Source organism: Bacillus sp. SIMBA_154 (genome assembly GCF_046536015.1).
Classification (GTDB): domain Bacteria; phylum Bacillota; class Bacilli; order Bacillales; family Bacillaceae; genus Bacillus; species Bacillus pumilus_P.
Genome location: NZ_JAWJBV010000608.1, coordinates 1 through 240 on the forward strand (window position 1 = coordinate 1; position 240 = coordinate 240).

Annotated in this window: 1 protein-coding gene; it reads right to left on the reverse strand. The window is 33.3% G+C overall.

The genetic code is table 11. From position 1 onward, the window contains the following. Window positions 1–240: DUF6445 family protein (locus R0K30_RS23335; RefSeq protein ID WP_410613390.1), on the reverse strand; the 240-nt coding region annotated here is incomplete at both ends.

Here is a 240-nt window from a genome sequence, read left to right on the forward strand (position 1 = left end):
GGGCTTTTTTAACCTCATTAACTATATCTGCGAGCAGTGGTTTGTGCTGTTGTTTAAATTCAATAATGTTTTGAGGTATATACTTATAAATACTTGTTCCACCAAGCTCCTCTGGCGATAAGTAATGTACAAATGCGTAATCTCTCTCATCACAAGAATCAATATGCGGTACTTTTTGATCAACAATTAAATTCGCAGGTTTGCATGAAACTAATGAAAGTAAACTTTTATGAAGAATAG